This window comes from Streptomyces sp. NPDC022910, assembly GCF_055561075.1.
Genome location: NZ_JBVHHL010000001.1, coordinates 168,396 through 190,303, shown reverse-complemented (window position 1 = coordinate 190,303; position 21,908 = coordinate 168,396). Strand labels below are relative to the sequence as shown.

General features: G+C 72.3%; 20 protein-coding genes and 2 pseudogenes. 11 read left to right on the top strand and 11 right to left on the bottom strand.

The window, feature by feature from the left end; translation table 11 throughout:
• Nucleotides 1-16: 16 nt before the first annotated feature.
• From ACZ3TS_RS01020 to ACZ3TS_RS01000, 5 genes and pseudogenes are all read right to left on the bottom strand, one after another.
• Nucleotides 17-2,707, bottom strand: coding sequence for a winged helix-turn-helix domain-containing protein (locus tag ACZ3TS_RS01020; protein WP_467612179.1), 2,691 nt, complete (start codon nt 2,705-2,707; stop codon nt 17-19).
• Nucleotides 2,708-2,914: 207 nt separating this feature from the next.
• The gene (locus ACZ3TS_RS01015; protein WP_467612176.1) at nt 2,915-3,829 is read right to left on the bottom strand and encodes a YceI family protein; all 915 of its coding nucleotides are present in this window, start codon (nt 3,827-3,829) and stop codon (nt 2,915-2,917) included.
• Between the two features lie 144 nt (nt 3,830-3,973).
• Entirely contained in the window at nt 3,974-5,062 is a 1,089-nt protein-coding gene (locus ACZ3TS_RS01010; protein WP_467612173.1) for a maleylacetate reductase, read from the bottom strand.
• Complete coding sequence (locus tag ACZ3TS_RS01005; protein ID WP_467612170.1) at nt 5,059-5,928, bottom strand: intradiol ring-cleavage dioxygenase; 870 nt, start codon at nt 5,926-5,928, stop codon at nt 5,059-5,061. The genes ACZ3TS_RS01010 and ACZ3TS_RS01005 overlap by 4 nt, the downstream gene beginning before the upstream one ends.
• 49 nt (nt 5,929-5,977) lie before the next feature.
• Nucleotides 5,978-6,457 (bottom strand): annotated as a pseudogene (locus tag ACZ3TS_RS01000) (aromatic-ring hydroxylase C-terminal domain-containing protein); the annotation flags it as partial.
• 69 nt (nt 6,458-6,526) lie between these two features.
• Here ACZ3TS_RS01000 and ACZ3TS_RS00995 point away from each other — a divergent pair.
• From ACZ3TS_RS00995 to ACZ3TS_RS00980, 4 genes are all read left to right on the top strand, one after another.
• On the top strand, nt 6,527-8,098 hold the full coding sequence (locus tag ACZ3TS_RS00995) for an AAA-type ATPase lid domain-containing protein (RefSeq protein WP_467612167.1): 1,572 nt from the start codon (nt 6,527-6,529) through the stop codon (nt 8,096-8,098).
• A 5-nt stretch (nt 8,099-8,103) separates the two neighbouring features.
• Complete coding sequence (locus ACZ3TS_RS00990) at nt 8,104-8,199, top strand: helix-turn-helix domain-containing protein (RefSeq protein ID WP_467612164.1); 96 nt, start codon at nt 8,104-8,106, stop codon at nt 8,197-8,199.
• A gap of 59 nt (nt 8,200-8,258) precedes the next feature.
• Nucleotides 8,259-8,615 carry a DUF779 domain-containing protein gene (locus ACZ3TS_RS00985; protein ID WP_467612608.1) on the top strand — a complete coding sequence of 119 codons (357 nt, stop codon included), beginning with the start codon at nt 8,259-8,261 and terminating at the stop codon, nt 8,613-8,615.
• A gap of 75 nt (nt 8,616-8,690) precedes the next feature.
• A complete protein-coding gene (locus ACZ3TS_RS00980) occupies nt 8,691-9,920 on the top strand; it encodes a phosphodiester glycosidase family protein (RefSeq protein WP_467612161.1) in 1,230 nt (409 codons plus the stop codon).
• A gap of 3 nt (nt 9,921-9,923) precedes the next feature.
• On the opposite strand, the gene ACZ3TS_RS00975 is transcribed toward ACZ3TS_RS00980, so the two are convergent.
• The 6 genes and pseudogenes from ACZ3TS_RS00975 to ACZ3TS_RS00950 form a co-directional block, all read right to left on the bottom strand.
• The gene (locus ACZ3TS_RS00975) at nt 9,924-10,118 is read right to left on the bottom strand and encodes a hypothetical protein (protein WP_467612159.1); all 195 of its coding nucleotides are present in this window, start codon (nt 10,116-10,118) and stop codon (nt 9,924-9,926) included.
• A gap of 149 nt (nt 10,119-10,267) precedes the next feature.
• A pseudogene (locus ACZ3TS_RS00970) lies at nt 10,268-10,558 on the bottom strand (hypothetical protein); the annotation flags it as partial.
• Nucleotides 10,559-10,627: 69 nt separating this feature from the next.
• Entirely contained in the window at nt 10,628-11,737 is a 1,110-nt protein-coding gene (locus ACZ3TS_RS00965) for an acyl-CoA dehydrogenase family protein (RefSeq protein WP_467612156.1), read from the bottom strand.
• Complete coding sequence (locus ACZ3TS_RS00960) at nt 11,716-12,897, bottom strand: acyl-CoA dehydrogenase family protein (protein WP_467612153.1); 1,182 nt, start codon at nt 12,895-12,897, stop codon at nt 11,716-11,718. Before ACZ3TS_RS00960 ends, ACZ3TS_RS00965 begins: the two co-directional genes overlap by 22 nt.
• Nucleotides 12,894-13,865 carry an NADPH:quinone oxidoreductase family protein gene (locus tag ACZ3TS_RS00955; RefSeq protein ID WP_467612150.1) on the bottom strand — a complete coding sequence of 324 codons (972 nt, stop codon included), beginning with the start codon at nt 13,863-13,865 and terminating at the stop codon, nt 12,894-12,896. The genes ACZ3TS_RS00960 and ACZ3TS_RS00955 overlap by 4 nt, the downstream gene beginning before the upstream one ends.
• A gap of 164 nt (nt 13,866-14,029) precedes the next feature.
• Complete coding sequence (locus tag ACZ3TS_RS00950; protein ID WP_467612147.1) at nt 14,030-14,602, bottom strand: helix-turn-helix domain-containing protein; 573 nt, start codon at nt 14,600-14,602, stop codon at nt 14,030-14,032.
• A gap of 93 nt (nt 14,603-14,695) precedes the next feature.
• Between ACZ3TS_RS00950 and ACZ3TS_RS00945 the strand changes: the two genes are divergently transcribed.
• From ACZ3TS_RS00945 to ACZ3TS_RS00915, 7 genes are all read left to right on the top strand, one after another.
• Nucleotides 14,696-15,631 carry an NAD(P)/FAD-dependent oxidoreductase gene (locus ACZ3TS_RS00945; RefSeq protein ID WP_467612144.1) on the top strand — a complete coding sequence of 312 codons (936 nt, stop codon included), beginning with the start codon at nt 14,696-14,698 and terminating at the stop codon, nt 15,629-15,631.
• Nucleotides 15,632-15,660: 29 nt separating this feature from the next.
• A complete protein-coding gene (locus ACZ3TS_RS00940; protein WP_467612141.1) occupies nt 15,661-17,199 on the top strand; it encodes an ATP-dependent DNA ligase in 1,539 nt (512 codons plus the stop codon).
• Nucleotides 17,196-17,666: an NUDIX hydrolase gene (locus tag ACZ3TS_RS00935; protein ID WP_467612138.1), complete on the top strand. Its 471-nt coding sequence runs from the start codon at nt 17,196-17,198 to the stop codon at nt 17,664-17,666. The genes ACZ3TS_RS00940 and ACZ3TS_RS00935 overlap by 4 nt, the downstream gene beginning before the upstream one ends.
• 76 nt (nt 17,667-17,742) lie before the next feature.
• Nucleotides 17,743-19,128 (top strand): NADP-dependent succinic semialdehyde dehydrogenase, encoded by a 1,386-nt coding sequence (locus tag ACZ3TS_RS00930; RefSeq protein ID WP_467612135.1) that lies wholly within the window; start codon nt 17,743-17,745, stop codon nt 19,126-19,128.
• A gap of 24 nt (nt 19,129-19,152) precedes the next feature.
• The gene (locus tag ACZ3TS_RS00925) at nt 19,153-19,383 is read left to right on the top strand and encodes a DUF6213 family protein (RefSeq protein ID WP_467612132.1); all 231 of its coding nucleotides are present in this window, start codon (nt 19,153-19,155) and stop codon (nt 19,381-19,383) included.
• Nucleotides 19,384-19,588: 205 nt separating this feature from the next.
• Nucleotides 19,589-20,692 carry a type III polyketide synthase gene (locus ACZ3TS_RS00920; RefSeq protein WP_467612129.1) on the top strand — a complete coding sequence of 368 codons (1,104 nt, stop codon included), beginning with the start codon at nt 19,589-19,591 and terminating at the stop codon, nt 20,690-20,692.
• Nucleotides 20,689-21,906, top strand: coding sequence for a cytochrome P450 (locus ACZ3TS_RS00915; protein ID WP_467612126.1), 1,218 nt, complete (start codon nt 20,689-20,691; stop codon nt 21,904-21,906). The genes ACZ3TS_RS00920 and ACZ3TS_RS00915 overlap by 4 nt, the downstream gene beginning before the upstream one ends.
• The last annotated feature ends 2 nt before the right edge of the window (nt 21,907-21,908 follow it).

Here is a 21,908-nt window from a genome sequence, read left to right as displayed (position 1 = left end):
GCCGCCGAAGGGCCGATCAGAGCAGATGCAGGTCCCTGGCGCGGCGCACGGCCTCACCCCTCCGGGTCGCCGCGAGCTTGCGGTAAAGGCTCTTCAGGTGCGTCTTGACGGTGTTCACCGACAGATACAGGTCCGCGGCGATCTCCTCCGTCGACATCATCTGCGCCAGCCGTTCCAGTACCTCGTGCTCGCGTTCGCTGAGCGGCTCGGTCACCGGCGCGGGACCGCCCTCGGCCGCCTCCGTGGCCGGGGCATGCCCGACCAGGGAGGCCGGCAGCCACTCGTGCCCCTGTGTCAGGTCCGGCCGACGGCGCGCCAGCCGCCGCAGCCACGGCCCGGCCTCCAGGAACGGACGCCGCAGGCGCTCCGGCCGGGCCAGGCTCAGGGCCCGTGCGACCAGGCGCTGGGCGTCGGGTCCGTCACCCAGTGCGTCGGCGATCTGGGCCCGTGCAAGCAGCGCCCGTACCGTGATGGCCGGGCCCTCGCCGTGCCCCGTGGGGAGCGTCGCCAGCAGATCGTGGGCCGCTTCGCCGTCGCCCGTGGCGAGCCGGGCACGTGCGGCCGCGACCACGCTCTCCGGTCCGGCGGTCCCCTCTTCATCGAGCACCTCCCGCGCGGCCTGCGGACGTCCGTCGGCGAGGTAGGCGCCGGCCATCGTCAGGGCCGTGCGGTCGTTCACCCATGGCGAGGCCTCCATCAGGGCTGGGCTTCGCTCCTGTTCCTCCAGCAGCCGCAGCGCCGCCCGCGGGTGCCCCCGGGCGAGCAGGAGGCGGGACCGCAGCAACGCCAGCCCCGCGCTGACGAGGGGGTCGCGCGGGAGCGTGGAGGAGGCGGCGTGGTCCAGGTGGGCGCGTGCCGTGTCGAGGTCGTCGCGGTCGATGGCGACGGCGGCCAGCACGAGCTGGGCGATGCCGGTACGGGCGTCGGGCGGCAGTCCCGAACGCTCGGCCTCCGCGACCGCCTCCCGGGCGTGTGCCTCGGCGCGCCCCGGCCAGCCGTGCAGGAAGTCGATCAATGCCAGCCGGCTGAGGCACTCGTGCCGCGGCAACGCGGTCTGCGGCCCGGCGTCCACCTTCGCTGCGGCGGACAACGTGGACTGCGCGGCGTCGAACCGTCCTGCCCACAGCTGCGCCGATCCCAGGTCCGTGAGCATCAGGGCGGGCAGTTCCGGGTGCCGGGCCAGCCGCTCGGCGGGAAGGTCCTGCTCCGCCGCTTCCACTTCGTCGGCGGCGGCCTCGGCCAGGTCGGCCGAGCCGGTCATCCTGGCGGCGAGGACGCGCAGCAGGGCGCAGCTGAGCCGCACGGCCGCGGAGTCGGAGGCCTCGGCGCCGGGGAGGTTCGCTTCGGCGCGCCGCAGGTGCTCGAGGCCGCGGTCGACGTCGTGGCGGGCCAGTTCGCGGGCGGCGCGCACCAGGTCCGCCGACGGCCCCGAGGCGTCCGGGGGCATCCGGGAAAAGAGCGCGTCGAGCTGCTCGGCGTCCAGTCCGGTCAGCAGTCGCCCGATCGCCAGCTCGTCGATGAACCGGGTGGCGGCCAGCTCCCAGTCGCCCGCGTCCGCCGCGTGCGGGAGGGCCTCGGTGAGCAGGCCTGCCTCGCTCAGCCAGTGCGCCGCCCTGCGGTGGAGTTCGGATTCGAGTCCGGGGTGCCGGACACGCAGATGGACCCGGAGAATCTCGGCGAACAGGGGGTGGAGGCGGTACCAGGAATGGCCGATGGCCTCGACGAAGGCGTTCGCGCGCTGTAGTCCGGCCAGGATCGCTTCCGCGTCGTCCCGGCCGGTGAGGGCGTTGGTGAGGTCGGGGTGGATCTGTTCGAGGATGCTGGTGCGCAACAGGAGGTCCTGCGTCTCGGCGGGCTGGGTGTCGAGTACCTCGGCGAGCAGGAAGTCGGCGAGTGTGCTCTGGCCCGCCTCGAAGTCCTTCAGGAAGGTCTCCGGGTCGTCGGCGCCCTGGGCCGCCAGGGTGCACAGCCGCAGTCCGGCCGCCCAGCCGCCGGTGCGCTCCGTCAAGGCGCGTGTGCCGTCGTCCGACAGGTGCATGCCGTGGCGGCCCAGCAGTTCGGCCGTCTCCTGCGGGCGGAAGGCCAGGTCGGCGCCGCGGATGTCGGTGACCTCGCCGGCAGCCCGGTAGCGGTGCAACGGCAGCAGGGGCTCAGTGCGGCTGATGATCACCAGGCGCAGCCCGTCGCCCGCGTGCCGGAGCACGAACTGGAGTTCCTCGGCGACCTCCGCCGAGGTGCCCACCCGGTCGAACTCGTCGAGGACGAGGACCATGGGCTCCGTCCGCCGGCTCAGTTGCGCGGCGAGCCTGGTCAGCAGCGAGTGGTCGACCTCGCCGGAGCGGGCCGGGCTGCCGATGTCGTCCGGGGTCTGCAGGCCGTTTCGCCGCAGGGACTCCAGTACATAGGTCCAGAAGACACCGGGCCCGTTGTCCTCGGGTGCCACCGTCAGCCACGCCACCCGGCCCGGGGCGGCCCCGGCGGGGATCCAGTCGGCGACGAGCAGGGTCTTGCCGGCTCCCGCGGCCCCGTTGACCAGCGTCAGGGGTCCTCGCACGCCGTGGCTGAGCCGCTCCGTCAGACGGGGCCTGCGCACGAAGGTCTTCGGGGGCACGGGCACGCTGAACCGCGCGGCGAGGACGGGGTCCCCGTTCGGGGCGACGGGTCCCGGGGGAGGGTCCCGGTGGCCGCCGGATGTCGGATGAGGCATGGCACCCACCACAGCACCCCAGCTCGTGTAGCCGGACAGTCCTCTTGATCCTCGCGCCATGCCCGCGAGGCCGCAACGGAAGGCGCCCGCGCAGCACGGGCCCGGCTCCCGGTGGTATGCGCCCCTCGCGACGGCCGGGAGCTCCCCGAACCACCGTGCCCTCGCCCCGCGTCACGGGGCGAGGGCACGGCCGGTCCGCTCGAGCGCTTACTCCGGCGGCGTGGGCGTGTCGTGGGTGCGGTACATCGCCTGGACGTCCAGTTCCAGCTGCACCGTCGGCCCCACCACCGCGATCCCGCGGGCCAGCATCGACCACCAGTTCAGCGTGTAGTCCTCACGGTGCAGTTCCGCCTTCGCCAGGGCGGCGCAGCGCAGCTCCTCGCCGTAGCCGCCGTTCACGGTGCCGAGGTACGCCGTGTCCAGTGACACCGAGCGGCTGACGCCGTGCATCGTCAGAGAACCCTGGAGTGTCCACTTGCTGCCGCCCCGGTAGGCGAAGCGCGTGCTCGTGAAGTCGATGTACGGGAAGCGCTCGACGTCCAGGAAGTCGGCGGAACGCAGATGGTTGTCGCGTGTGTTGTTGCCGGTGTTGATGCTGGTGGCGTCGATGCGGACGTGGACACGGGACTGCGTCATGTCCTCGGCGACCTGGATGCCTCCCTCGAAGCGTTCGAAGCGGCCGTGGACATGGGCCATGCCGACGTGTTTGGCGATGAAGCGGATCGCCGTGTGCGGGGGGTCCAAGAGCCAGGTGCCCGGCACCGGCAGCTGCAGGCTCTCGGCCGGCTGCAGCCAGATGCGCTCGCCGGCGACAGCCGCGCCCGGCACGATCTCGACCGTCTCGCGGTGCGGTTGCAGCCCCTCCGCCGCGATCAGGAGGCTGTACCGGCCGGGCGGCAGCGCCGCGAGGAAGAAGCCGTACGGATCGGTCGTGCCGCGGGCCGCGACGCGGTGCGTGTCGAGGGCGGTGACCGTGACGTCGGCGGCTGCCATGGGCGAGCCCATCGGGTCGACGACCTCACGGGCGACGCCGCCCGCGCCCGCCGGGAGGGGGAGCGAAAGGCCCGCCGCCACGGCAGAGGCGCCCTTGGGCCGCCGGCGCCGGAGCTGTGCGAGGGCCATGATGTTCACCTTTCTTCGGGACGCGGCCGTGTGAGCAGCGGTTGTGGGCACGCCGAAGCGGCCGCGCCTGCATGCGGTCCCCCCGTCTCGATCTTGTGGCACACCGCTCCGGCACGGGTGTCTCATTACGAGACAGTCCGCGCACTACTCCGGCGCCCCGGAGGACTCCGGCTCCCGCCCCTCGTACGCCGCCCTCAGGACGCCCAGCACCCCGTCCGCCGTCACCGGGCGGGGGTTGACGTACGGCTGGCCGGTCACCTGAGCGGCCGCGACCGTCAAGTCCTCTTCCTTGAGGCCGAGTTCGGCGAGCGAACGCGGTGCACCGAGGCTTCCCGCGAGCTGCCGCAGAGCACGCGGCACGTCCTGCGCGCCCAGGGCCCCGCGCAGTGCCGTCACCGCCTGCGGTGCCGCGGGCGTGTTGTGGGCGAGGACGTACGGAAGCACCACCGTGTGCGTCTCCGCGTGCGGCAGCCCGAACGTGCCGCCCAGCACATGGCACAGCTTGTGGTGCAGCCCCATGGTGGTCGCGCCGAGGCACGCTCCGCACAGCCACGCCCCGTACAGGGCCCGGCCGCGCGCGTCGAGGTCGTCCGGGTCCGCGGCCACCGCCGGCAGCGCGCCGGCCACCGCGCGGACGCCCTCCTGCGCCATGAGCGAGACCAGTGGCGAGGCGTCCGGGGCGTACAGCGCCTCGACGGCGTGCGCGAGCGCGTTCATGCCGCTGGTCACGGTGAGCGGCACGGGGAGGGAGAGGGTGAGTTCGGGGTCGTAGACGACACTGCGGGGCTGGACCACCGGGTCGCGGCCGGTGCGCTTGACTCCGTGTTCGGTCAGGCCCCAGACCGGGGTCATCTCCGAACCCGAGTAGGTCGACGGCACGGCGATCAGCGGCAGCCGGGTGCGCAGCGCGACCACCTTGCCGAGCCCGATCGCGGAGCCGCCGCCGACCGCTACGCAGCCGTCGGCCCCGGCCGCCCGGACCGCTTCCACGGCCCGATCGGCGACTTCCACGGGTACGTGCATACGGGCCTCGGCGTGCAGTCCCACACAGGCGTCGCCGAGCACCCCCGCGACCGCCCGTGCGGTGGCCTCACCCCTGCTGCCGCAGACGACGAGCAGCCGCCGCAGGCCGAGGCGTTCGGCCTCGTCCGGGGTCGCGGTCAGGGCGGCGCCCGGGCGGAAGACGACCCGTACGGGCCGGGTCTCGTAGGAGAAGTCGATGGAGATCGTCATGTCGCACGCTCCAGTACGAGATCGAAGCGGGCATACCGGAACGGGTTCGGGACGCCGAACCCGCGGGCCAGGGACGGGTCGTCGGTCACGGCGAAGTCCTGTACCAAGCTCCGCTTCACCGCGAACACGGCGTCGGAGTCCAGATGGTCGCTGCCGCCGACGAAGATGTGCGTGGTGACCGGCGTGTGGTCCTCGGCCGTGGCGATGAAGTGGATGTGCGCGGGCCGGTAGGGGTGCCGGCCGGTGGCACGCAGGAGTTCACCGACCGGGCCGTCGGTGGGGATCGGATACGGAGCGGGCACGCAGGTGCGGAACCAGAAGCGGCCCTCGGCGTCGGCGGTGAACAGTCCGCGCCCGTTGCCCGCGGGCCGGCGGTCCGGCTGCTGCACGTCGTAGTAGCCCTCGGCGTCCGCCTGCCAGACGTCGAGGACCGCGCCGGGCAGCGGCGTTCCGTCCCGGGACAGCACCCGGCCGCTGACCACACACGCCTCGCCGCCGCCCACCAGGCCGATGTCGTCGCCGAGTTCGCGCTCCGGCGACTCGGTCATGTGGAAGGGGCCGAGGACGGTCGACTCGGTGGCGCCCGGTGCGCGGTCGCCGTTGATGGTCTCGACGAGCATGGAGACACCGAGGACGTCCGACAGGAGGATGAACTCCTGCCGGGTGTCCGAGCAGGTCTGCCCGGTCGCGGTCAGAAAGCCGACGGCCTTCTCCCACTCCCCCCGGGTCGGCCGCGTCTCGCGCACGAAGTCGTGCAGATGGCGGACGAGGCCGCCGAGCAGCTCGCGCAGCCGCGGGTCGGCGCACTGGCGCAGACTGGCGACGACCTCCTCGGTGACAGCGGTCTCGGTGGCGTCCGTGGTCATACCGGCTCCTCGTCGTCTGCGACGTCCCGTCTACTCCATGCTCCCGCGCTCAGGCGTGTCCGAGAATCCGCCGCAGCGCGTCCGCCAGCAGTTCTGCGGCGTCCGCGGCGGCCGACGCGTGGCGGAAGGCGACGAAGCCGTCGGGCCGCACCAGCAGGGCTCCCGCGTCGGACACCTCGCTCAGTCGCGCCCAGTCACCGTACGGATCCTCGTACTCCTGTCCCGGGCCGATGACCACGGTGGCGATCTCGGTCTCCTGGGCCGCGGCCGCCCGCACCCAGTCGTCGCCGCCGATCCCGGTCAGCAGGGTGAAGCGCTCCTTTCCGACCGTGTCGAGGGTGGAGAGGGTGCGGGTGCCGGGGGTGATCCAGGCGTGCGGGAGCCGGGCGCCGGGGCGCGTGCCGGCCTGGTGGTACAGCTCGGCCTCGTGGTACAGCTCGGGGTCGCACGTGAAACCGAGGTCGGGGGTGCCGTCCGGGACGATCGCCTCCGAGACGTAGCGCTGGTTGAGGTCGACGCCGTGCGCGTTGACGCGCGAGGCCGGGCCGCCAGGGCAGTTGTTGCTTCTTCAACCGAACCCGCTGCGGTGGGATGCGTCGTGACCACCACAGAGCACTCCGCCGCCGCCCCCTCTCTCGCACCGCTGCGCCTGGCGCGTGAACGGTTCCTGTCGGGGCGTCCGCTGCCCGCCGGCGTACCGGAGGAGGTCGTCGCCGGGTGGCGGCGTGCGCGGTTCTTCGGCGTGCCGCACGACTTGGCGGAGGGTGCCTCCGGTCCCGTACGGCCGGGGGAGTCGGCCCTGCTCGGTGCCGCCCGCCCCGTACTCGAACGGATCGCCTCCGCCCTCGGTACCGGCCGCTCGGTCCTCGTCCTCAGCGACGAGCGGCTGCGCGTGCTGTGGACGGCCGGAAGCGCACCCGGCCTCGCGCCGTGGCCCGGTCTGTCTGAGCAGGAGGTCGGCCACAACAGCGCGGCCCTCGCGCTGCGCACCCGGCGCCGGGCCGAGGTGCACGGGCCCGAGCACTTCCTCGACCTGTGGCAGAACGTGTCGGCGGTCAGCGTCCCGGTGCTCGCACCGGACAGCGGGCAGGCGCTCGGCACGGTCACCGTCGCGTCCGGGCTGTGCGCCGGGGGCCCGCCGCATCCGGGCGCGGCGCTCGCCGAGGCCGCCGCCACGGCGGTGGAGGCCGAACTGCTCGCGCGGGTGCGACGGGCCGAGCGGGTCCTGCTCGACGCCTATCTGCGCGCCGCTCAGGGACAGGACCGTGCGGTGGCCGCGCTGGACGGCCGCAACCGCCTGGTCAGCGCCGCCGCGGAGCGGACCCTGTCACCGCAGGCGCTGGAGGCTCTGGAACGGACCGCGGTGGCCGTGCGGCAGCGGGACGTCCCGGTCGATGCCGTCCTGCGCGAGGGCACGGGGTGCACCGCGCGGGTCAGCCCGGTGCGTCACGAGGGCGCGGTCATCGGGGTCGTGGCCGTGCTGGAGCCGCTGGGCGACCCCGTACCGCCCGTGCCACTCCCGGCCGTCGCCCTGACCGGCTCCTCCGTCCCCTGGCGGTACGCCACCGGTCGCGCCGTCGCGCTGGCGCGTTCCGGGGAGCCGCTGCTGCTGACCGGCGAGCGGGGCACGGGCAAGACGGCGCTCGCGCGGGAACTGCTCGGCGGGCGCGCCGCACGGGTCGTCGACGCCGCGGAGGACACCGTACTCGACGTCCACTACGCGGAGTTGGCGGCCGGGCAGCCGCTCCTGCTCCGCCACGCCGAGCGGCTCGCGCAGCCCGGGGTGGCCGCCCTCAACTCGCTGCTCGACGAGCATCCGGACGCGCACCTGCTGGTGACCTACACGCCCGGGGCGCCGCCCGGCCCTTGTCTTCAGCGGCTCCTGGACACGCTGGCCGCCTGCTCGGTCCCGCTGCCCGCACTGCGTGAACGCCCCGAGGACATACGCGAGTTGCTCCCGGGTCTGGTGCCGCGGCCCGAGCCCGGGCGGCCTCCGCTGACCTGGACGCTCGACGCCCTGCGTGCGCTGGAGCGGTATCCGTGGCCCGGGAACGTCACCGAACTCGCCCATGTCGTAAGGGCTTGGCGGAGCACCGGCGGACATCCGGGCCGGTCCGCCGGGCCGAGCTGCCGGATCGCATGCGCGAAGGGCCCCCGGCCCGGCCTCTGAGCCCGATGGAGGACGCCGAACGTGCCACGATCCTGGAGGCACTGCGCCGCCACGGCGGCAACAAGGCGCGCACGGCTGCCGCGCTGGGGATGGGCTCCTGAGCGCCCCGGGTACGCAACGTCGTTGCAACGTGCCCCGTGTTGGGATGGGGCGCGTGACCATGGACATGATCCCGCGTGTGGAGCTGACCCCTGCGGCCGCCGAACTGGTGCGGCGGCTGCGGGAGGTCCACGGGCCGCTGATGTTCCACCAGTCGGGCGGCTGCTGCGACGGCAGCGCCCCGATGTGCTACCCGGAGGGTGAGTTCCGTACCGGCGGCGCGGACGTGCTGCTCGCGGAACTCGACGTCGACGGCGTCGACGAGCCGGTGGGCTTCTGGATGTCCCGCAACCAGTACGAGGTGTGGAGCCACACCCGGCTGATCGTCGACGTCGTGGCAGGCCGAGGCAGCGGCTTCTCCCTGGAAGCACCCGAAGGAGTGCGTTTTCTCATCCGTTCCCGCGTCGTCGACGCCTGAACACCGCACGGGCCACCGCTATCTGGTGCACTTCCCCTGAGTCCCAGGCAAGTTGACGAGACATCAGGGGGAACGGTGACGCGTCGCGACAGACGGTTCAGAACGGCACTGACGGTTCTCGTGGCATGGAGCGCGCTGGCCGGCGCGGCCCTCGTGGGGGCGGCACCGGCCAGTGGTGCGCCAAGGGCCCGGACGATCGCGCCGGGAGTCCAGTACAGCCAGTTCGACATCGCGGCGGCCCACGGGGGGACGCACGCGCACCTCGTCACCGTCGACCTGCGCGACCAGCACGTACGGGTCGGCCTGCTGCATCCGGGTGCCGTGTCGGCACGGGCCGCCGTGTCCCGGCTCGCCGACGCGCAACGAGCCGTGGCGGGGATCAACGGCGACTTCTTCAACATCTCCGAGACCCAGCACCCGGGGGTCGAGGCGACCGGCTCGGCCGTCGGTCCGGCCGTCGCGAACGGGCGTACCCTCAAGGCCGCCGTGCCACGCGGGCAGCGCTTCGGGCCCGCGCTTCCGGCGGGGACGAGCACCGAGGACGTCCTGGGGGTGGGCACCGACCGCACGGCCCGCCTGGACCGGCTGTCCCTCTCCGGGTACGTGATCGAACCGGGAGGGCGGCTGCCCCTGCGCGGGCTCAACCAGTACGCGCTGCCCCAGGGGTCGATCGGGGCGTACACCTCGGACTGGGGCAGCGTCTCGCGGGTGCGGGCCACCTGCGGCACCGACACGAACCGGGGCGGGCCGTGCAGTGGCGACACCTATGAGGTGACGATCAGGAACGGCCGGGTCGTCGGCACTGCGGACACACCGGGCAAGGGGGCCATCGCGCCCGGCACCACGGTGCTGGTCGGCCGTGAGGCGGGGGCACAACAGCTGCGCAAGATGTTCGTCGGCGAGAAAGTCCAGGTGAACCACCGCCTGGTGGCAGCCTCTTCCGGCGTCCCGTACCTCTTCGCCATCGGCGGCTTCCCGGTGCTGCGGAACGGCGCGCCGCTGCCCGGCCTCGACGGCACGACGTCCGCCGTGCGCACCGCGGTGGGCATCGCGGACGGCGGCCACCGCCTGCTGCTTCTGGCCCTGGACGGTGGGACCGCCTACCGCAGCGGTCTCACCGTCGCCGAAGTCGCCCGGACCCTGCAGAGCCTGGGCGCCACGGACGGCTTCAACCTCGACGGCGGCGGCTCCACGACGCTGGTGACCCGGACGAGCGGCGCGAGCACGGTGACGGTGCGCAACCACCCCAGCGGAGGCGCCGAACGCCCGGTCCCGGACGGGATCGGCGTCTTCTCCGGCTCCTGAGGGTCAGGGGCGCAGGCTGCCGACGATCTGCGCCGTCGCCGCCAGCCCTTGGTGGATGGTCGGAGCCATGCTCGAACTGGCCAGGAAGAAGCCGAGCAGTATGCAGATGATGGCGTGTGAGATCTTCATCGCGCCGTTGCGCACGAAGATCACCACAATGATCAGGAGCAACAGCACCACAGAGATGGAAACGGCCATCGTCAACCTCCTCCGCCACGCCCACGTCGCGGCCCGGCCGCAAGTGTGGCGTAGCGGAGGGTTGGTCCGGGCGGCTGACGTGTCCCCCGAACGTGTGGTTCTACGGCCGCTCGTGTTTGTCGAGGAACGTCGGGGTGTGGCCCAGAAGCGCGCCAGCGCCGGAGGTGACGGTCGAGTTCGAGGTAGGTCGGGAGCCCTCGGTCTTGATGTCGATCAGGAGTTGCAAGGGATCGAGGTGCCTCGACGCTGCCGAAGCGGTGGTCGAGGGAGTCGAAGAGGGGACGCGGGTGCTCGTGATCGTTGTGCGCGTGGGCGCGTCACAGCGGCCGCGCGCCGCGCTGGCCCGCGCCCGCCGAGGCGCGCGCGGCGGGCGGGGCGACCGAGCCTGCGAGGGCGGCGCCGAGGGTGGTGAGGGCTCTGCGACGAGTGGTGAGGGCCATTCTTCACTTCGCCGGAGCAGGTGCACGGAAAAGCCCGCCGCAGGTGGGGCGGGCTTCACGCGCCGTATGTCAGGGTGCCTGGAGGTCGACCAGTTCGGCCAGTGCCTCCCGGTGGGCGCCCGCGGTGCCGTAGGCGATCGAGTCGGCCTTGGCCCGCTTCAGGTACAGGTGGACCGGGTGCTCCCAGGTCATGCCGATGCCTCCGTGTAGCTGCAGCGCCTCTTCGGCGGCGCGTACGGCGACGGGGGCGGCGTAGGCCTGGGCGACGGCCACCGTGACGTCAGTGTCCTCGCCGGTGGCGAGAGCGTCGGCGGCGGCGCGGGCGGCGGCCCGGAGGTCGACGACCTCCAGCCACAGCTCGGCGAGCCGGTGTTTGAGCGCCTGGAAGCCGCCGACCGGCCGGTTGAACTGCTTGCGCTCCTTCAGGTAGCGCACGGTCTCGGTCAACGCCCAGTCGGCGACGCCCAGTTGTTCTGAGGCGAGCAGTCCGGCCGCAGAGCGCAGGGCCCGTCTTACGGCGGGTTCGGCGGCGCCGAGGCGACGGCCCGGAACCCCGTCGAGACCCACGCGTGCCACCGGTCGGGTCTGGTCCAGGGAGACCTGCGGGGTGATGGTCGCGACGGCGGCCGCGACCTCATACAGGCCGCCGTCGTCGGCCGGCACGAGCAGGACGTCGGCGACGGTCGCGTCGGCGATCGCGGTCAACTCACCGTGCAGGGTGCCGTTCTCCAGTCGTACGACCGGGAAGGGGGCGCCCGGGGCGGTGTGCAGCCCGACGACCAGCGCGCCGATCGACGTCGCGGAGGCCAGCTCGGACAGCAGGTCGTCGGCCCCGCACGCCAGCAGCGCCTCGGTGGCCACGACGGCACTGGTCAGATAGGGCACGGGCGCGACCGCGCGGCCCAGCTCCTCCAGCACGACGGCGACTTCCCGATGGGTGGCGCCCTGGCCGCCCAACGCCTCGGGCACGAGCAGTCCGGCGAGGCCCATGCCGTCGGTGAGCGCCTTCCACAGCGGCAAGTCGTGCGGGGCGTCCGACTCGGTGCGGACGATGACGTCGGCGGAGGCGCAGTGGTCGGCGAGCAGGTCGCGGACGGCCGCGCGCAGGGCGTCTTCCTCCTCCGAGTACAGCAGGTCGGGCTCGGTGCTCGTCGTGCTCATCGGGCCAGGTCCTTCCATGCGACGTCCTTGTCGGTGCGCGGCTCGGAGGGCAGGCCGAGGACTCGCTCGGCGACGATGTTGAGCAGGACCTCGCTGGTCCCGCCCTCGATGCTGTTGCCCTTGGAGCGGAGATAGCGGTATCCGGCCTCGCGGCCGGTGAAGTCGACGAGTTCGGGCCGGCGCATGGTCCAGTCGTCGTACAACAGGCCCTCCTCGCCGAGCAGCTCCACTTCCAGACCGCTGATCTCCTGGTTGAGGCGGGCGAAGGCGAGCTTCATGCCGGAGCCCTCGGGGCCGGGCTGACCCGCAGCGAGCTGCTGCCGCAACCGCTCGCCGGTGAGCCGGAGGACCTCGGCCTCGACCCACAGCTTCAGCAGCCGCTGGTGCAGGTCGTGGGTGCGCAGTTCGGGGCGCTCGCGCCAGGCCTTCGTGACCGGGCCGATCATGCCGCCCTCGCGTGGGATGCGCATTCCACCGATGGACACGCGCTCGTTCATCAGCGTGGTCTGCGCGACGCGCCAGCCGTCGCCGATATCCCCGAGGCGGCGGGAGTCGGGGATGCGGACATCGGTGAGGAAGACCTCGTTGAACTCGGCCTCGCCCGTGACCTGCCGCAGCGGCCGGACCTCGACGCCCGGATCGGTCATGTCGCAGATGAAGTAGGTGATGCCCTGGTGCTTGGGCACGTCCGGGTCGGTCCGGGCGATGAGGATGGCCCAGCGGGCCAGGTGGGCGCTGGAGGTCCACACCTTCTGACCGTTGACGACCCAGTCGTCGCCTTCACGGGCCGCGCGCGTGCCCAGCGCCGCGAGGTCGGAACCGGCGCCGGGCTCGCTGAACAGCTGGCACCACACCTCCTCGCCCACCCACAGGGGCCTGAGGTAGCGCTGTTTCTGCTCCTCGGTGCCGAAGCGCAGGATCGTCGGCGCGGCCATGCCCAGGCCGATGCCGATGCGTCGTGGGCCGTTGTCGGGAGCGCCCGCGGCCTCCAACTCCGCGTCCACCACGGCCTGGAGCGAGCGCGGGGCGCCGAGGCCCCCGAGGCTCTCCGGGTAGTGCACCCAGGCGAGCCCCGCGTCGAAGCGGGCCTTGAGGAAGTCGAGGCGGTCGGTGCCGGCGGGTGGGTGCGCGGCCAGCAACTCCCGGGTGCGCTTGCGCAGTTCGGCTGCGTCGGTCATGCGGCGGCTCCGTTCTCCGGTACGACGACGACCCGGCCGGTGGTCACACCGTCGGCGACGCGCTGCACGGCGGCCGCGGCCCCGCCGAGCGGCACTCGCTCGCTCACAAGGGGCTTGACGGCGCCCCGGGCGGCCAGTTCGGTGAGCTGCTCGTGGCAGTGCTGGACCAGCTTCGGGTTCTTGGTGTTGTACAGGCCCCAGTGCAGGCCGAGGATCGCGTAGTTCTTGACGAGGGCGTGGTTGAGCGCCGGGCTGGGGATGGAGCCGCTGGCGAAGCCCACCACGACGATGCGCCCCTCGAAGGCGACGACCTTCGCTGACTGCGCGTAGGCCTCGCCGCCCACCGGGTCGTAGACGACGTCGGCGCCCCGCCCGCGGGTGGCCTCCTTCACGGCCGCGACGACGTCCTGCGCACGCCGGTCGATCACGACGTCGCAACCCAGCTCCCGGGCCACGGCGGCCTTGTCGGCACCGCCGACGACGCCGATGACGACGGCTCCCGCGGCCTTGCCGAGCTGCACGGCCGCGCTGCCGACCCCTCCTGCGGCAGCGTGGACGAGCAGCGTCTCGCCCGCCTCCAGACCGGCGCGGCGGTGCAGACCGAACCAGCCCGTCTGGTAGCCGATGTGCAGGGCGGCGGCCTCGGCGTCGTCGAGGGACTCGGGAGCGGGCAGAACGGCCGCGGCATCGGCGACGGCGTACTCGGCGAAACCGCCGTACGGCAGCGCCGGATTGGCGATCACCCGGCGCCCGTCCTCCGTCTCGCCGCAGATCTCCACCCCCGGAGTGAACGGCAGCGGGGGCCTGACCTGGTACTGGCCGCGGCACAGCAGCGCGTCGGGGAAGTTGATGTTCGCGGCCCGCACCTTGAGCAGGACCTGGCCCTCGCCGGGCGTTGGCCGCTCCACGTCGTGGAGCCGCATCACCTCGCTCGGCTCGCCGTTCTCGTGCACTTGCCATGCCTGCATGCGGGGCCTCCAGCTGGTTCTGTTCGCCTCCCGAGCGCCTCGACCGGTGTCGAGAGACTGACCGGGGTCGATCGCATACTAAGCGGTCGCTTGCCGATCAGGGAACAGTCGCGTGCGTCACCAAGGCCCGGCCGCGGTCGTCATGAACGCCCGGGCCTCGGGCGTCATGAACGGCTGGGCCGCGCCCGTACGTGCATCCGCTCGCCCTGCGGTCCGAACAGGCTGAGGAACTCCGCCGGCCCCTCCCCCGTCGACCCGAACCAGTGCGGGACCCGTGTGTCGAACTCGGCCGCCTCCCCCGCCGTCAGCACCACGTCGTGCTCCCCGAGCACCAGCCGCAGCCGCCCCGACAGCACGTACAGCCACTCGTAGCCCTCGTGCGTCCGAGGTTCCGGTTCGAGCTTCCGCTGCGGTTCGAGCACCTTGAAGGCCTGCAGGCCGCCGGGCTGCCGGGTGAGCGGCCAGTGGGTGCGCCCGTACCGCACGATCGGCTTGGCCCGTACCCGCGGATCGCCGACCGGTGGAGCGCCCACCAACTCGTCCAGCGGAACCTGGTGGGCCTGTGCGATCGGCAGCAGCAGTTCGAGGCTGGGTTTGCGCAGGCCCGACTCCAGGCGCGAGAGGGTACTGACGGAGATGCCGGTGGCCTCGGACAGCGCCGCCAGGGTCACCTCCCGCTCCTTCCGGATCCGCCGCAGCCTCGGGCCCACGCCCGCCAGAACGTCATCGGTACTCATGGATCCATTGTGATGACCGCCTTGCCGAATCGGCAAAGAAGTTTGTTGATCCGGCAGCGTCGGGGCCACCGTCTCCGATGGAGGTGGTCATCCATGACCGAGAAGTACGAAGTGGTGGTCGTCGGAGGCGGCGCGGCCGGACTGTCGGCGGCTCTGGTCCTCGGGCGCGCGCGGCGCCGCACGCTCGTCGTCGACGCGGGTGAGCCGCGGAACGCGCCCGCGGCCCACATGCACGGCTATCTGTCCCGTGACGGAATGTCGCCGGCCGAGTTCCTCGCCGCGGGGCGCGAGGAGATCGCCCGGTACGGCGTGGAACTCGTCCGGGACCGGGCGGTGGACGCCGTCCGGGACGCGGACGGGGAGTTCGGTGTGACGCTCGCGGGCGGGCGGACCGTGCACGCCCGGAGTCTGGTGGTCGCCACCGGCCTGAAGGACGAGCCGCCCACGGTCCCCGGCGTCGCCGAACGCTTCGGGCGCGACGTGCTGCACTGCCCGTACTGCCACGGATGGGAGGTGCGCGACCAGGCGTTCGGTGTGCTCGCCTCGACGCCGATGAGCGTGCACCAGGCGCTGATGGTCTCCCAGTGGTCGAAGGACGTGACCCTGTTCCTGCACACGGTCACCGAGGACGAACTCTCCGACGAGGACCTGCGCCGGCTCGCGGCGGCCGGAGTGGCCGTGGTTCCGGGCGAGGTCGCGGGTCTGGTGGTCGACGACGACCGGCTCACCGGGGTCCGGCTCGCGGACGGTACGGTCCACGACGGCACGGTGCTGTTCGTGGCGCCCCGCCCCGTCCCCCAGACCGCTCTGGTCGAGCGACTGGGCGCCGAGCTGCGCCCGACTCCCTTCGGCACCTACCCGGTGGTCGACGAGAGGGGTCTGACCACCGTGCCCGGACTGTGGGCGGCGGGCAATGCGAGCGGTTTCGCTGAGCAGGTCGTGAACGCGGCGAGCCGCGGATACCGGGCGGGGGCCGCGATCAACGGCGAGCTGCTCATGGCGGATCTGGACGCGACCGCGCGGGTGTAGACCGGGCGCCCGCGGTGCACCATGACTGCATGCTGCTGAGCCGCCTCGCCCGTGTGTCCCGGGAGGTCGCCGCCACGTCGGCGCGGTCCCGGAAGATCGCGTTGCTCGGGGAGCTGTTCCGGGCCGCAGACGCGCAGGACGTACCCGTCGTCATCCCGTACCTGGCCGGGCGCCTGCCGCAGGGGCGGCTCGGCATCGGGTGGAAACTGCTCGGTCAGCCGGTTGCGCCGGCCGTCGAGCCCACGCTCACCGTGCGTGACGTGGACGCCCGGCTGACCCGGATCGGCGCGGTCGCCGGCACCGGTTCGCAGGCCGAACGCAAACGTCTGGTGGCCGCATTGCTGGCCGCGGCCACCGAGGACGAGCAGCGGTTCCTGGTCGGGCTGCTCACCGGCGAGGTGCGGCAGGGCGCTCTCGACGCCCTCGCCGCGGAAGGTCTGGCGGAGGCGACGGGGGTCGGCCCGGCGGATGTACGGCGGGCCGTCATGCTCGCCGGATCGCTCCAGACCGTGGCCCAGGCCCTGCTCGCCGACGGCCCGCAGGCCCTGGACGGTTTCCGGCTCACGGTGGGCCGCCCGGTCCTGCCGATGCTCGCGCAGACGGCGTCGTCGGTCGCCGAGGCGGTCGGGAAGCTGGGCGCGTGCGCCGTCGAGGAGAAGCTCGACGGCATCCGCGTCCAGGTGCACCGGGACGGCGCCGAGGTACGCATCCACACGCGCACCCTCGATGACATCACCGACCGGCTGCCGGAGGTGACCTCGGCCGCCCTGGAGCTTGCGGGCGAACGGTTCATTCTCGACGGCGAGGTCATCGCCCTGGACGAGGAGGGGCGGCCGCGCTCGTTCCAGGAGACCGCCGGGCGCGTCGGCTCCCGGGTGGACGTGGCGACGGCCTCGGCGGCCGTCCCCGTCTCCCCCGTCTTCTTCGACGCGCTGTCCGTGGACGGCCGGGACCTGCTGGACCTGCCGTTCAGCGACCGCCACGCCGAGTTGGCCCGGCTCGTACCAGAACCGATGCGGGTACGGCGCACGGTGGTGGAGGGGCCCGAGGACCTGGCCGCCGCCGAGACCTTCCTCGCCGAGACCCTCGAGCGCGGCCACGAGGGGGTGGTGGTCAAGGCGCTCGACGCCCCCTACAGCGCGGGCCGGCGCGGTGCCTCCTGGCTCAAGGTCAAGCCCGTCCACACCCTCGACCTGGTGGTGCTGGCCGCCGAGTGGGGCCACGGCCGGCGCACCGGCAGGCTGTCCAACCTCCACCTCGGCGCCCGCAACCCGGACGGCTCCTTCGCCATGCTCGGCAAGACGTTCAAGGGCATGACGGACTCGATGCTCGCCTGGCAGACCGAGCGGCTCCAGGAGCTGGCCGTGGACGACAACGGCTGGGTGGTGACCGTACGCCCCGAACTCGTGGTCGAGATCGCGTACGACGGGCTGCAGAGGTCGACCCGTTATCCCGCGGGCGTCACCCTGCGCTTCGCCCGGGTCGTGCGCTACCGGGAGGACAAGCGGCCGGAGGACGCCGACACCGTGGAGACCCTGCTGGCCGCCCACCCGAAGGTGGCACCGTGAGCAATCGGGAGAGGCGCAGCGCCGGTCTCCTGTTGTTCCGGCACACCGATCACGCTCTGGAGGTCCTGCTCGGCCATATGGGAGGCCCCTTCTTCGCCCGCCGCGACGCCGGGGCGTGGACCGTGCCGAAGGGCGAGTACGAGCCCGACGAACCCTCCTGGGACGCCGCTCGCCGCGAGTTCCAGGAGGAGCTCGGGGTGCCGCCGCCGGACGGGGAGGCCATCCCGCTCGGCGAGGTGCGGCAGACCGGCGGCAAGATCGTCGCCGTCTGGGCGATCGAGGCGGACCTCGACCCGGCGACGATCGAGCCGGGCACCTTCACGATGGAGTGGCCGCCGAAGTCGGGGCGCCTGAAGGAGTTCCCCGAACTGGACCGTGTGGAGTGGTTCGGCCTCGACCGGGCCCGGGATGTGATCGTGAAGGCACAGGCGGCGTTTCTCGACCGGCTCGCGGAGCACTCGGGCTGAACAAACAGCACCCGCGTTGCGGCGGCCACCGCGCCGCGAGAAGGTCGAGACAGAGCCTGTTCTCAGGAGGTCAGCCATGCCCATCGCCACCGTGAACCCGGCGACCGGCGAGACGCTCAAGACGTACGACGCCCTGGGCGAGGAGGAGATCGAGCGCAGGCTCGCCGCCGCCGATGCCGCGTTCCGCACCCACCGTACGACCACGTTCGCCGAACGGGCGCTGCGCATGCACAAGGCGGCCGACCTGCTCGACGAGGACCAGCAGAACATCGCCCGGGTGATGACCACCGAGATGGGCAAGCCCATCAAGCAGGCCCGCGCCGAGGCCGCGAAGTGCGCCAAGGCGATGCGCTGGTACGCCTACCACGCCGAGGAACTGCTCGCCGACGAGGAGCCCACCGAGCGGGACGTGAAGGACTCGGGCGCCGCCTGGGCCCTCGTACGCTGCCGGCCCCTCGGCCCGGTGCTCGCCGTGATGCCTTGGAACTTCCCGCTGTGGCAGGTGGTCCGGTTCGCGGCGCCCGCGCTGATGGCGGGCAACGTGGGACTGCTCAAGCACGCCTCGAACGTCCCGCAGACCGCGCTGTACCTGGAGGACCTCTTCCGCCGCGGGGGCTTCGCCGAGGGCTGCTTCCAGACCCTGCTCATCGGTTCCGGCGCGGTCGAGCGGGTCCTGCGTGATCCACGGGTGCGGGCGGCGACGCTCACCGGCAGCGAGCCCGCGGGCCGCTCGGTCGCCTCGGTCGCCGGGGACGAGATCAAGAAGACGGTCCTGGAGCTCGGCGGCAGCGACCCGTTCATCGTCATGCCGTCCGCTGACCTCGACCGGGCCGCAGAGGTCGCGGTGACGGCGCGGGTGCAGAACAACGGGCAATCGTGCATCGCCGCAAAGCGGTTCATCGTGCACGCGGACGTGTTCGACGCCTTCGCCGAGCGGTTCGCGGCCGGGATGAAGGCGCTGAAGGTCGGCGACCCGATGGAGGAGGAGACCGAGGTCGGGCCGCTCTCCAGCGAACAGGGTCGCGCCGACCTGGAGGAACTCGTCGACGACGCGGTCCGCGGCGGCGCGAGCGTGCTGTGCGGCGCCGAGCGTCCCGACCGGCCCGGCTGGTACTACCCGCCGACGGTGCTCACCGGCATCACGCCGCGGATGCGCATCCACCGCGAGGAGGCGTTCGGCCCCGTCGCCACGCTCTACCGGGCCGCTGACCTCGACGAGGCGGTGACGATCGCGAACGACTCGCCGTTCGGACTGAGTTCCAACGTATGGACGCACAACGGGATCGAGGTCGACCGCTTCGTACAGGATCTACAGGCCGGCGGCGTGTACATCAACGGGATGACGGCGTCCCACCCGGCGTTCCCGTTCGGCGGCGTCAAGCGCTCCGGATACGGCCGCGAGCTGTCCGAGCACGGAATTCGCGAGTTCTGCAACATCACCACCGTATGGCACGGGGCGTGAGCGTTCCGCGGTTACGATCCCTCTGTGAACCGCGAAGTGACCCTGCCTCTGATCGTCGACGACCACGGCACGTTGCAGGTGGCTGCCGCGGACGTCAGCAAGCTGCTGCGCACGCTCGGCGGCCGGTGGGTACGTCTGGTGGAGGCCGGTGAGGACGGGCTGGACGAGGACACGGTGGCGGCGCTGACCATCGAGCTGGCGAAGCTGGCGGACCGGATCGACGTGGCCTGCATCGCGCACAGTTCGCTCCGCTAGGAGAGCGCGGGACGCAGCGCCACACCCAGGCATCATCACTTTGGGTAGCGGGTCAGTCACACAGTGTCCATCACTGAAGTGGAGTAGGCCGACGAGATATCCCCGCGCCGCCGGGTGATCGTGGGTGGGCACCCGCGTACGGGTGAACCCCCCTTCCGCCGGGGGACCGGCAAATCCCCCGCCAAGGCGAAAGAAGGCGCGCTCCATGGCTACTCTGTGCAGACCCGCGGTCTCCGTTCCGGAATACGTGATCACGATGGAGGAGACGCTCGAACTGGCGCGCTCCCGTCACCCGGACCACCCCCAACTCCCGCTGGCACTGCGACTGATCGAGAACACCGGGGTCCACACCCGGCACATCGTGCAGCCCATCGAGGAGACCCTGAAGCACCCGGGCTTCGAGGAGCGCAACAACCTCTACGAGGCCGAGGCGAAGGCCCGCGTCCCCCCGGTCGTCCAGCGGGCGCTGGACGACGCCGAACTGCTCACCACCGACATCGACATGATCATCTATGTGTCGTGCACCGGGTTCATGATGCCCTCACTGACCGCGTGGCTGATCAACTCGATGGACTTCAACACCGACACCCGGCAGGTACCCATCGCCCAGTTGGGCTGCGCCGCGGGCGGCGCGGCCATCAACCGGGCGCACGACTTCTGCACGGCCTACCCGGACGCCAACGCGCTGATCGTGGCCTGCGAGTTCTGCTCGCTGTGCTACCAGCCCACCGACCTGGGCGTCGGTTCGCTGCTGTCCAACGGCCTGTTCGGCGACGGCATAGCGGCCGCGGCCGTCCGCGGCAACGGCGGCACCGGCATCAAGCTGGAACGCAACGGCTCGTATCTGATCCCCAAGACCGAGGAGTGGATCGCGTACGACGTCCGGGCCACCGGATTCCACTTCCTGCTGGACAAACGGGTGCCGACCACGATGGAACCGCTCGCCCCGGCGCTCCAGGAACTGGCGAGACAGCACGGCTGGGACGCCTCCGACCTGGACTTCTACATCATCCATGCGGGCGGCCCGCGCATCCTGGACGACCTGAGCAAGTTTCTGCGGGTGCCGCCGGAGGCCTTCCGGTTCAGCCGGGCCACGCTCACCGAGTACGGCAACATCGCGAGCGCCGTCGTTCTGGACGCGCTGCGCCGGCTCTTCGATGCGGGCGGCGCCGAGCACACGGCGCGCGGGCTGATGGCCGGCTTCGGGCCGGGCATCACCGCGGAGATGGCCCTGGGCCGCTGGCACATTTCCGGCAACGGAACCAAGGGAGATGACGGGCGACACGGACAGCGAGGCGGCATGAGATGACCGAAGAAGCGATCAGCGGCACCATGCCGCCGGTCCGCCAGTGGCCGGCCGCCGACCTGATGGGCGTCGACTTCGCCCCGGTCCTGGCCGAGTGGATGCCCGAGGGCGGCCCGGTCACCCGGATACGGCTGCCCGGCGGTCAGGGCTGGGCCTGGCTCGTGACCCGCTACGACGACGTACGCACGGTCACCAACGACCCCCGCTTCAGCCGCGAGGCATCCATGGACCAGCAGACCATCCGGCTCGCCCCGCACTTCGCCCCACGCCCGGATGCGGTCGGCTTCCTCGACGCGCCCGACCACACCCGGCTGCGCGGCTCGGTCGCCCTGGCCTTCACCTCACACGGCGTCGAACGGGTGCGTGAGAAGTCGCGGCTGATGCTCGACGAACTCGTCGACGAGCTGCTCCAGGACGGGCCGCCCGCCGATCTCGCCGCCACCGTGCTCGGCCCCTTCACCATCGGCGTGATCTGCGAGCTGATGGGCGTACCGGCCGCCGACCGGCAGAACATGCACACCTGGACCCAGCTCATCCTGTCCTCCTCGCACGGCGCGAAGGCCGGCGAGAACGCCAGGGACGAGATGGGCGCGTACTTCGCCGATCTCATCGGCGTCCGCGAGGGCAGCACCGACGAGGACGTCATCTCGCTGCTCGGCGCCGCCGTGGGCCGGGGCGAGGTGACACCGCACGAGGCGGTGGGGCTCGCCGTGGTTCTGCAGATCGGCGGCGAGGCGGTCACCCACGACAGCGGGCAGTTGTTCTTCGTCCTGCTGACCCGCCCCGACCTGGCGCAGCGGCTGCGGGCCGAGCCGGAGATCCGCCCCCAGGCCGTCGACGAGCTGCTGCGCTACCTCCCGCACGGCGAGGCGGTGGGGCTGTCCCGCGTCGCGACGGAGGACGTGGAGATCGGGGGCGTGAGGATCCGGGCGGGCGAGGCGGTGTACGTGTCGTACCTGGCCGCGAACCACGACCCGGACGTCTTCCCGGACCCGGGGACGATCGACTTCGCGCGCTACCCCAACTCCCATGCGGCGTTCGGCTTCGGACCGCACCACTGCCCGGGCGGAATGCTGGCCAGGCTGGAGTCCGGACTGCTGGTGGACGCCCTCCTGGACCGGGTGCCCGGAATGCGCCTTGCGGTGCCGCCGGACCAAGTGCCCTTCCGAAAGGGCGCGGTGACCGGCGGGCTCGAGGCCCTGCCCGTGACGTGGTGAGC

What these genes read in the sequence shown, in the direction of transcription:
- ACZ3TS_RS01020 (WP_467612179.1), bottom strand. Translation starts at nt 2,707, where the DNA reads ATGCCTCATCCGACATCCGGCGGCCACCGGGACCCTCCCCCGGGACCC.
- ACZ3TS_RS01015 (WP_467612176.1), bottom strand. Translation starts at nt 3,829, where the DNA reads ATGGCCCTCGCACAGCTCCGGCGCCGGCGGCCCAAGGGCGCCTCTGCC.
- ACZ3TS_RS01010 (WP_467612173.1), bottom strand. Translation starts at nt 5,062, where the DNA reads ATGACGATCTCCATCGACTTCTCCTACGAGACCCGGCCCGTACGGGTC.
- ACZ3TS_RS01005 (WP_467612170.1), bottom strand. Translation starts at nt 5,928, where the DNA reads ATGACCACGGACGCCACCGAGACCGCTGTCACCGAGGAGGTCGTCGCC.
- ACZ3TS_RS00990 (WP_467612164.1), top strand. Translation starts at nt 8,104, where the DNA reads ATGGAGGACGCCGAACGTGCCACGATCCTGGAGGCACTGCGCCGCCAC.
- ACZ3TS_RS00985 (WP_467612608.1), top strand. Translation starts at nt 8,259, where the DNA reads ATGGACATGATCCCGCGTGTGGAGCTGACCCCTGCGGCCGCCGAACTG.
- ACZ3TS_RS00975 (WP_467612159.1), bottom strand. Translation starts at nt 10,118, where the DNA reads ATGGCCGTTTCCATCTCTGTGGTGCTGTTGCTCCTGATCATTGTGGTG.
- ACZ3TS_RS00965 (WP_467612156.1), bottom strand. Translation starts at nt 11,737, where the DNA reads ATGGAAGGACCTGGCCCGATGAGCACGACGAGCACCGAGCCCGACCTG.
- ACZ3TS_RS00960 (WP_467612153.1), bottom strand. Translation starts at nt 12,897, where the DNA reads ATGACCGACGCAGCCGAACTGCGCAAGCGCACCCGGGAGTTGCTGGCC.
- ACZ3TS_RS00955 (WP_467612150.1), bottom strand. Translation starts at nt 13,865, where the DNA reads ATGCAGGCATGGCAAGTGCACGAGAACGGCGAGCCGAGCGAGGTGATG.
- ACZ3TS_RS00950 (WP_467612147.1), bottom strand. Translation starts at nt 14,602, where the DNA reads ATGAGTACCGATGACGTTCTGGCGGGCGTGGGCCCGAGGCTGCGGCGG.
- ACZ3TS_RS00945 (WP_467612144.1), top strand. Translation starts at nt 14,696, where the DNA reads ATGACCGAGAAGTACGAAGTGGTGGTCGTCGGAGGCGGCGCGGCCGGA.
- ACZ3TS_RS00940 (WP_467612141.1), top strand. Translation starts at nt 15,661, where the DNA reads ATGCTGCTGAGCCGCCTCGCCCGTGTGTCCCGGGAGGTCGCCGCCACG.
- ACZ3TS_RS00930 (WP_467612135.1), top strand. Translation starts at nt 17,743, where the DNA reads ATGCCCATCGCCACCGTGAACCCGGCGACCGGCGAGACGCTCAAGACG.
- ACZ3TS_RS00920 (WP_467612129.1), top strand. Translation starts at nt 19,589, where the DNA reads ATGGCTACTCTGTGCAGACCCGCGGTCTCCGTTCCGGAATACGTGATC.
- ACZ3TS_RS00915 (WP_467612126.1), top strand. Translation starts at nt 20,689, where the DNA reads ATGACCGAAGAAGCGATCAGCGGCACCATGCCGCCGGTCCGCCAGTGG.